Below are 7,692 nucleotides of genomic sequence, written 5' to 3'. Positions count from 1 at the left end.
TCTATGCTTGCAATTGAATTTTTTAAATGATGTGCTTGCTTACTTAAAGTTTTTATATCTTTAGAGTTAGTGTAATACTTATCATTCAACTTACCTACTTCTACTTTCGAAGCTTTAAGCATCTCTTTGAGTATCTCAAACTCCATTAGAGATTCTTCATTTACTGCATATTCATCTTCTAAAATCACAGATAAAGAAACACTTTGAGCAATTACAAAAACAAGTTTTTGCTCTATTTCATCTTGCTCTTTTTTTAAATTTTCATTATATTTAATTAAACTACCTAACTGAGATTTATTTTCTTTATAACTCAATTCCTTTTGGGAAAGTTGTGTTTTTAATTCTTCAAGAAATTTTGTTTGCTTTTGTATAGCAAGTCTTTGTTTTAAAATTGCTTTTGCATTTTTTGCTAGCTTTTTATTGAGTGTAGTGTAGTTTTTACTAAAACTTTTAATCTCCGAAGAAGTCGACTTAATTTTAGTGTTAATATTCTTTTGAGCATACCCTACGTTAAAAAAGAGTAAGAAACTTATAAATAAACGAATCATACTTCTTCTTTATGTCCTAAAACAATTAGAGATGCTAGAAGTACCGACAAAAGCATCGCAATTCCAAAAAGAAGAGAAAAATCTTCTATCTTGTCAAATACAACTACTTCGATTCCGATATTATTAAACTGTTCTGATATCCACTGACTTGATTCAAGGTATGAAAAAAGTATGAACGTGATAATACTTGCAATTATTGCATCCACTATCGAGAGTCTAAACAATACTGCCGAACTTAACCAAACAGGTGCACCAAAAAGACCCATAATACTCATTCTTTCATTATGCATAAATTGCCAAATGCGTAACTCTTTCAAAATCAGCAAAATTGTCACAATAAATACAGACAAGGAAAATACACTAATCACATCTTTAAATAACACTAGTAATTTAAAAGTACTGTCATGATTGTTTGAAAAATTTTCAACCTTTGTTACAGATTTATATGCTAAAAGTTTTTTTGTAAGTTTGTTTATCTCTCTTGGACTTGGAAAATATTTAAGTTTTAACTTATAAAATTTAGGAAGACTGAGCTTTAAAAGTTCCAAGTTTTTTTTATCCATTTTAGTATTTAGTCTTTTGATAACATTTTCTGGATTTAATTCCAAAACACTAGAGATAAGAGGAGAAATTGCCTTGATATTTTTTTCTTCTATACTTACTTGCGCAACAAGAATTACAGAATAATTATTTGCAAGATTTTCTTTGTATGCATTAATAGATCTATCTACAATCGTAAAAACTTGAATCGCGAAAAGTATACTAACAAGTGCTACAACAAGAGAAAAATGATTTTTAATTGACTTCATTAATACTCCCATATTCGATATGAAAATGTTTGTAATCAATACCCATGGTCGATGGAATATTATGTGTCACAACAATAACCGTAGTTTTTAGCTGTGTATTTGCACCTTCTAAAAGGTTCCAAATAAGTCCAGAGGAATAATCATCAAGATTTCCCGTTGGCTCATCTGCTAGGATAAGGATAGGATTATGAGAAAGTGCTCTTGCCATCGCAACACGTTGTTGTTCCCCACCACTAAGCTCTAGCGGATATTTTCCAGCCTGATGCTTAAGACGAACATGCTTTAAAAGTGAATCAACCTGATTTTGCGTTACATTTTTCTCATATCCATTAATAAGCAAAGGAAGTGTTATATTCTTTTCAATCGTCCACTCTTTTACAAGTTTATAATCTTGAAAAACTATCCCAACATGTCTTCGTAAAAAGTTTAATTTTTTACGAGACACACCATTGATCTCTACCCCACCAACAATTAAACTTCCTTGTTGTGGTTTAAGCCCACCATATAAAGATTTTAAAAGTGTAGACTTTCCACTACCACTAGCCCCTGTAATAAAAACAAAACTACCTGAGTCAACAGAAAAATTAACCTTATTGATAATTGTTTCATCATTTGAGTAAGCTAAAGATAAGTTTTCAGCCATTATCACCTTATCCATGCAAAACTCCGTCTAAATATTTATGTGCTATTAAATTACTACGTGATTTTAATGGTAGATATGGATAGTACGATACTTTTGTATCATCTATAAGTACATATAAATGTTCAGGTCTATCAAAACTTCCCATAGATATACGTAACATTACCCTAGCCGTATTTTCATAAACTCTCTCAAAATGGATAAAAGCACCATCTAGTTTTTTTGTCGTAGTATGAAGTGCAACTATATCTTTGTGCTTGGTATTTGCATTTGAGAATTCAAAATTGCCTTCTATGGATAACTCTGGTGAAGATTCTTCATTTATCATTGTTACATCATAAATATTTTTTTCCATTTTTTTCCATCTATCTTCATACTTCGAACTAATCGCTATCTCTTTATTTTTATTTATATGAAGCGTAGTTTTGTTAAAGTTAATAAATGTTTGATACGAATATGCATAATAATTTTCACTATCAGTTCTTAACTCTAGTTTTCCATCAACAGATAAAACTCTATTTGCTTCTTCTATAAAACTTGTAGATATTACACGTCTATGAGGTTTCTTATCCCATGGTACAGGGAAATGAACATATATTTTCCCAATTATATTTGATGGTACTAACTCCATAAAAAGTCTTGCATCATAATCAAGTACAAGTACATTATCTAAATTTTGAATCGCAACTTGTTTGAGAACTTGTTCTATTGAAGGACGATGAATTTCTATCCCTATAAATAAAATCTCTGGATTATGAGAGGCTTGGTGAAGTAAATGACGACCTGATCCAAAACCAACTTCGATTCTAGTCTCTTTGGCTTCGGGAAAGCTATCTACAAAATAACTTATATTTTTAAGTGCATTTACCTCTTCTAGGTGAACATTTTTTTCATACTCTGGTACATTAGAAAAAAGTACCTCTAACTTTGCTGATTTTGCATAGGCTAACAGCGCTTTATGCACATTATATATAGATGCAGGTCGTGTAAGCTTGTCAGACTTTAAGAGATTTTTATTTTCATCTTGCTTTACTAGTAAAAAAAACTCATCTTCTTCAACTTTAACTGAAATCATTTGTTCATTAAGATGATTCAAATTTTTAACAAGAAAATTAAAATCTACTCCATCACAGTGAGATGGAAATTCTACAGACTTAAATTCTTTTATATGTAGGTGTGGCATTAAAGATCGCTCATACTAAAATCATCCATAGGTATAACAACACTTTTCTCTTCTATAGTCTTTTTCGGTGATTGTACACTATGTTTTTTTACTGGTACAACTTTACCTTGATTTGCTTTTGTAGTAAATTTCACTTCCATACTTGCCTCTGAGCGTATAGAATAAGCATCTACACTATATACTTTATAATAATATGTCATTTTTGGTTCAATTTTTGTATCTACAAATACTTTACCTCTAATGTCTACAAATTCTTCTGTTTGAGAATCTACCCAAGATTTTTTTCTTACTTTTTCTACTACAAAACTTTTAACTCTTGGATCAGTCGATTTCCAATTTATCTCTATGTTATCCCCAATCATCTTCACACCAACTAATGATGGTGTAACAGGACGAGTAAGAGTTTTACCATGAATTGACTTTTCATCATTTCTACTCTCTAAAGCATCTGTATCTACTACACTTACTCTATAAAAATAATCTTGACCATCTTTATCAACATTATCGATAAACTCTGTATTTTTTGTCGATTTTACTAGGTTATAACTTCCATCAATGCTACTTGCTTTATAAACATTGTATGTTGTAAAATCCTTAATACGAGTTTTTTCCCAAGTAAGGATTATTTTTTTTGCCAAGTCTGTTGATGCAACAATATTTTCTACTGAAGCCGGTAAGGCTTTTGTTAAAACTTTTACCTCTTTACTTGGTGCTGATGTAATGTCATTATAGGTAACTGAACGAATTCTATACTTATAGACATGTGAATCTTTAAGTCCCTTATCTATATATTCAGCATTTAAACGCCCTTTTACTACAGCGAGTTCCTTCCATTTATCATCTGCTAATGTTTTACGCTCAATGATATAGTTTTGCACAATCTCATTTGTATGAGGTCTCCAAAGAATTTTTGCAGATCTTGGCATCTCTTGGAGTACATGAATCCATGAAACAGATTGTAATGCTGGTAGTGTTTTTGCAAAAATTTCACGGCTTGGGACTGACTCTGCATTTTTTGTATATGTTTTAAATACATAACTGTACTCTGTCTGAGGTTTTACATTTGAATCAAGATAATGCGTCACAAAACGATTTTCTATCGTGTCATAAAACTTATTTGCTTTATCTTTAGAATTTACTTCTTTTTTATATACATAAATCCCTTCAACTCTTGAGTCAGCCATAACACTATTCCACTCAAAACCAACTGCTTTCATATCAGTAAAAACACCATGATCTGTTAGAGTAACAATAGGTAATGTAGAATCAACTACACCTTTTGGTTTTGGGGAAGTGGCTACACAGCCACTAAATGTCAGTATTGAAACTGTTAAGAATGTAGTCAGTGTCCATAACTTCATTAAGCTGCTCCGAATTAAATTTTTGATCAAGATAATTTTGCATCACATCATCAAATTTAGCTACGAAAGAAACTTTCTTTTTTGTTGTTGGATGTATGAAATATATCATGTGTGCATGTAGCAAAACTCGTTCCGACTTCTCCTGTCTTGGTGCTATTCCGTAGATATGATCACCTAAAATATGACGGTTAATTGATTCAAGGTGAACACGGATTTGATGTGTTCTTCCAGTAAAAAGTTTACATGCTACAAGTTGTGTTGTTTCATCTTCACTAGGGAGTAATGTTGCAAACTGTGTTTTTGCATATTTACCAGTTCCAGTACATGCCATTTTTAAACGATTTTTTTCATTTCTACCAATATTACACTCTATTGTTGTTACATCTTCTTTTAAGTGTGGTGTTACTACTGCAATATAATATCTTCCCATACTCTTATCTTGAAGCTGTTGTGATAATAATTCATGCGCTTCATTATTTTTTGCAACAACCATTGTTCCACTTGTACCTTTATCAAGACGGTGAACGATTCCGTGACGTTCTTCACCACTAATAGTAGATAGTCTTATACCTTTATGTTTGAGCCAATCAACCAAAGTTGCATCTTTTACACTTGGCGCTGGGTGAACTGTCACTCCACTTGGTTTATTGATTACTAAAACATCATCATCTTCGTAAAGAATTTCAACGTCAAAATCAACATCTAGTGCTTTTTCTTGTTTTGCCTCAGGAAATTCAACTTTAACAATTTGTTCTAGTTTTAACTTTACACCAGGACGTGTAACTTTTTTATCTTCTATATAAACACCGCCCTGCTTGATTAACTGTGCAATCTGTGAACGAGTCTGTCCAATTTTTTCTGATAAGAATATATCTAATCTTTGAACTTCTTCACATGTATACTTTTGTATTTCACTCATATTATTTACCTTTATGCTACAATTTCTATAAAAAAATTTGGAGTTATTTCTTTGTGGAGATTTGATAAGCGCATTTTAGCACAATTTGACTTTTTTTCAATCATTTTAATCATACCTTTAGTAGTAACTTCACATTGGCTCATTGGTGAAGTAGTTCCAGCACTTGCACAAAAGCAAACTGCCTATATTGCAGTCTCTATAATAGTGTTTTTATTTGTTTTCTTACTCCCAATTAGACGTATGAGTTGGTTGATTCCTCTTGTTTATTGGATAAACATTGCACTGCTAGTTGCAGTTGAATTTTTTGGCCACTCCAGGTTAGGTGCACAAAGATGGATTGATATTCCTTTTATCAATGCCACTATCCAGCCCTCAGAGTTTGTCAAACCAGCACTCATTTTAATGCTTGCTTACATAATAAATCGAAATCCACCTGATGTGAATGGCTATAGAATCAAAGAGTTTTTAAAAATAAGTTTTTATATCTTGTTACCTTTCATTTTAATTGCTAAAGAGCCTGACTTGGGTACCGCATTAGTTTTACTCCTTATCGGCTATGGTGTTTTATTTTTTATTGGAGTGTATTGGAAGATATGGGCTACTATTATCACTGCTGTTTTATTACTTTCACCACTTGCCTATGAATATGCTCTCAAAGATTATCAAAAAATTCGTATACAAGATTTCTTAAGTGAAAAACCTTCCTATCATGTGCAACAGTCTATTATAGCGATTGGATCAGGTGGGTTAACTGGAAAATCAAAAGAAGAATCAACCCAAACTCAAATGAGGTTTCTCCCTATTGCTACAAGTGATTTTATCTTTGCATTTGTAGTTGAGAGAAGTGGGTTTTTAGGTGCATTGGCCATTATACTAGTCTATGTAATGCTTATACTTCACCTATTAAGCCTGAGCGTCTTTAATAAAGACTACTATATAAAAGTTGTAACTATTGCAATATCTTTTATGATTTTTATATACATGGGTGTAAATATTTCAATGACGATAGGCTATGCCCCAGTCGTTGGAGTCCCTTTGCCAATGTTTAGCTACGGGGGAAGTAGCTTTTTAAATTTTATGGTCTTATTTGCGATTATGCAAAACCTTATCACATTTAGATATAAAGACATGTATGATAAAAGTGGAACGAAAAGTTTTCTTTAAATAAGACTACTCTTCATATTCCTCAAAATCATCTTTTGTTGCTCCACAGTCAGGGCAAACCCAATCATCTGGAATATCTTTAAAAGCTGTTCCTGGAGCAATAGAGCCATCAGGATCTCCTATCTCGGGATCATAAATCCAATCACAAAGCGTACATATATATTTTTTAGTCATAAAGCATCCTTTTGCAAATTCTATAATTGAAGTCTAACGAAAAATTAATTATTAAAATGTAAGGTCTTTAATGTAGTTTTAAAATTGAAGAATGGGAATGGTGCTGACACGAGGATTCGAACCCCGGGCCTGTTGATTACAAATCAACTGCTCTAGCCAACTGAGCTATGTCAGCAATAATAAGTAGTTTCTAAATTTTTGAATTAATTGTGCTTAAGTTTTAAACGAAGCATACTGTTAGTATGTGAGTTAAAAAATTAAGTGCAAATAATCAAAAAGAAGTGGCGCGGTGGACGAGATTCGAACTCGCGACCCTCTGCGTGACAGGCAGATATTCTAACCAGCTGAACTACCACCGCACCTATATTGTAAAAAGTGTTCTGCATTTGCACAACGTGTCACATATTTAAAATGGTGGGCATTACAAGACTCGAACTTGTGACGTCTACCTTGTAAGGGTAGCGCTCTACCAACTGAGCTAAACGCCCATTTTAAAAATTTCTAAACACCAAAATAAAATGGCGACCCCTAAAGGATTTGAACCTCTGTTCCTACCATGAAGTGATAGTGTCCTTGGCCACTAGACGAAAGGGTCACTTTTCTTTTCATAAACAAAAGCTTATCAATGGTGGGCATTACAAGACTCGAACTTGTGACATCTACCTTGTAAGGGTAGCGCTCTACCAACTGAGCTAAACGCCCATCAATAAGAATAAAACTAAAAAATAGTGGCGCGGTGGACGAGATTCGAACTCGCGACCCTCTGCGTGACAGGCAGATATTCTAACCAGCTGAACTACCACCGCATGTATATTTTTTAGTCTGATAAATGGTGTCCTGTGATGGATTCGAACCATCGGCCACATCATTAAAAGTGACGTGCTCTACCAGCTG

7 protein-coding genes, 6 tRNA genes and 1 pseudogene are annotated in these 7,692 nt (G+C 32.9%); 1 reads left to right on the top strand and 13 read right to left on the bottom strand.

The window, feature by feature from the left end:
• From ACI9TV_RS15305 to ACI9TV_RS15280, 6 genes and pseudogenes are all read right to left on the bottom strand, one after another.
• A pseudogene (locus ACI9TV_RS15305) lies at nucleotides 1–548 on the bottom strand (peptidase M23); the annotation flags it as partial.
• Nucleotides 545–1,357, bottom strand: coding sequence for a cell division protein FtsX (locus ACI9TV_RS15300; RefSeq protein ID WP_415251688.1), 813 nt, complete (start codon nucleotides 1,355–1,357; stop codon nucleotides 545–547). The gene ACI9TV_RS15300 and the pseudogene ACI9TV_RS15305, both read right to left, overlap by 4 nt.
• On the bottom strand, nucleotides 1,344–2,015 hold the full coding sequence (locus ACI9TV_RS15295; protein WP_415251687.1) for a cell division ATP-binding protein FtsE: 672 nt from the start codon (nucleotides 2,013–2,015) through the stop codon (nucleotides 1,344–1,346). The genes ACI9TV_RS15300 and ACI9TV_RS15295 overlap by 14 nt, the downstream gene beginning before the upstream one ends.
• The gene (gene trmB / locus ACI9TV_RS15290; protein WP_415251686.1) at nucleotides 2,008–3,180 is read right to left on the bottom strand and encodes a tRNA (guanosine(46)-N7)-methyltransferase TrmB; all 1,173 of its coding nucleotides are present in this window, start codon (nucleotides 3,178–3,180) and stop codon (nucleotides 2,008–2,010) included. The genes ACI9TV_RS15295 and trmB overlap by 8 nt, the downstream gene beginning before the upstream one ends.
• Nucleotides 3,180–4,541: a hypothetical protein gene (locus ACI9TV_RS15285; RefSeq protein WP_415251685.1), complete on the bottom strand. Its 1,362-nt coding sequence runs from the start codon at nucleotides 4,539–4,541 to the stop codon at nucleotides 3,180–3,182. The genes trmB and ACI9TV_RS15285 overlap by 1 nt, the downstream gene beginning before the upstream one ends.
• Nucleotides 4,489–5,460, bottom strand: coding sequence for an RluA family pseudouridine synthase (locus ACI9TV_RS15280; RefSeq protein ID WP_415251684.1), 972 nt, complete (start codon nucleotides 5,458–5,460; stop codon nucleotides 4,489–4,491). The genes ACI9TV_RS15285 and ACI9TV_RS15280 overlap by 53 nt, the downstream gene beginning before the upstream one ends.
• 51 nt (nucleotides 5,461–5,511) lie before the next feature.
• Between ACI9TV_RS15280 and ACI9TV_RS15275 the strand changes: the two genes are divergently transcribed.
• Entirely contained in the window at nucleotides 5,512–6,624 is a 1,113-nt protein-coding gene (locus ACI9TV_RS15275) for an FtsW/RodA/SpoVE family cell cycle protein (protein WP_415251683.1), read from the top strand.
• A 6-nt stretch (nucleotides 6,625–6,630) separates the two neighbouring features.
• Here ACI9TV_RS15275 and rd read toward each other — a convergent pair whose 3' ends face one another.
• The 7 genes from rd to ACI9TV_RS15240 form a co-directional block, all read right to left on the bottom strand.
• Complete coding sequence (gene rd, locus ACI9TV_RS15270; RefSeq protein WP_415251682.1) at nucleotides 6,631–6,798, bottom strand: rubredoxin; 168 nt, start codon at nucleotides 6,796–6,798, stop codon at nucleotides 6,631–6,633.
• Between the two features lie 98 nt (nucleotides 6,799–6,896).
• Nucleotides 6,897–6,973, bottom strand: a tRNA-Thr gene (locus ACI9TV_RS15265).
• Nucleotides 6,974–7,080: 107 nt separating this feature from the next.
• Nucleotides 7,081–7,157 (bottom strand) — tRNA-Asp (locus ACI9TV_RS15260).
• 53 nt (nucleotides 7,158–7,210) lie between these two features.
• A tRNA-Val gene (locus ACI9TV_RS15255) sits at nucleotides 7,211–7,286 on the bottom strand.
• Between the two features lie 31 nt (nucleotides 7,287–7,317).
• A tRNA-Glu gene (locus tag ACI9TV_RS15250) sits at nucleotides 7,318–7,393 on the bottom strand.
• Between the two features lie 31 nt (nucleotides 7,394–7,424).
• Nucleotides 7,425–7,500, bottom strand: a tRNA-Val gene (locus ACI9TV_RS15245).
• Between the two features lie 27 nt (nucleotides 7,501–7,527).
• Nucleotides 7,528–7,604: transfer RNA gene (locus ACI9TV_RS15240), tRNA-Asp, on the bottom strand.
• Between the last annotated feature and the right edge of the window lie 88 nt (nucleotides 7,605–7,692).

Source organism: Sulfurimonas sp., assembly GCF_047622445.1.
Lineage (GTDB): Bacteria > Campylobacterota > Campylobacteria > Campylobacterales > Sulfurimonadaceae > Sulfurimonas.
This window is presented reverse-complemented; position numbering and strand designations above follow the sequence as displayed.

Excerpts from the sequence above, each read along its gene's own strand:
- ACI9TV_RS15280 (WP_415251684.1), bottom strand. The coding sequence starts at position 5,460 with ATGAGTGAAATACAAAAGTATACATGTGAAGAAGTTCAAAGATTAGAT.
- trmB (WP_415251686.1), bottom strand. The coding sequence starts at position 3,180 with ATGCCACACCTACATATAAAAGAATTTAAGTCTGTAGAATTTCCATCT.
- ACI9TV_RS15285 (WP_415251685.1), bottom strand. The coding sequence starts at position 4,541 with ATGAAGTTATGGACACTGACTACATTCTTAACAGTTTCAATACTGACA.
- rd (WP_415251682.1), bottom strand. The coding sequence starts at position 6,798 with ATGACTAAAAAATATATATGTACGCTTTGTGATTGGATTTATGATCCC.
- ACI9TV_RS15300 (WP_415251688.1), bottom strand. The coding sequence starts at position 1,357 with ATGAAGTCAATTAAAAATCATTTTTCTCTTGTTGTAGCACTTGTTAGT.
- ACI9TV_RS15295 (WP_415251687.1), bottom strand. The coding sequence starts at position 2,015 with ATGGATAAGGTGATAATGGCTGAAAACTTATCTTTAGCTTACTCAAAT.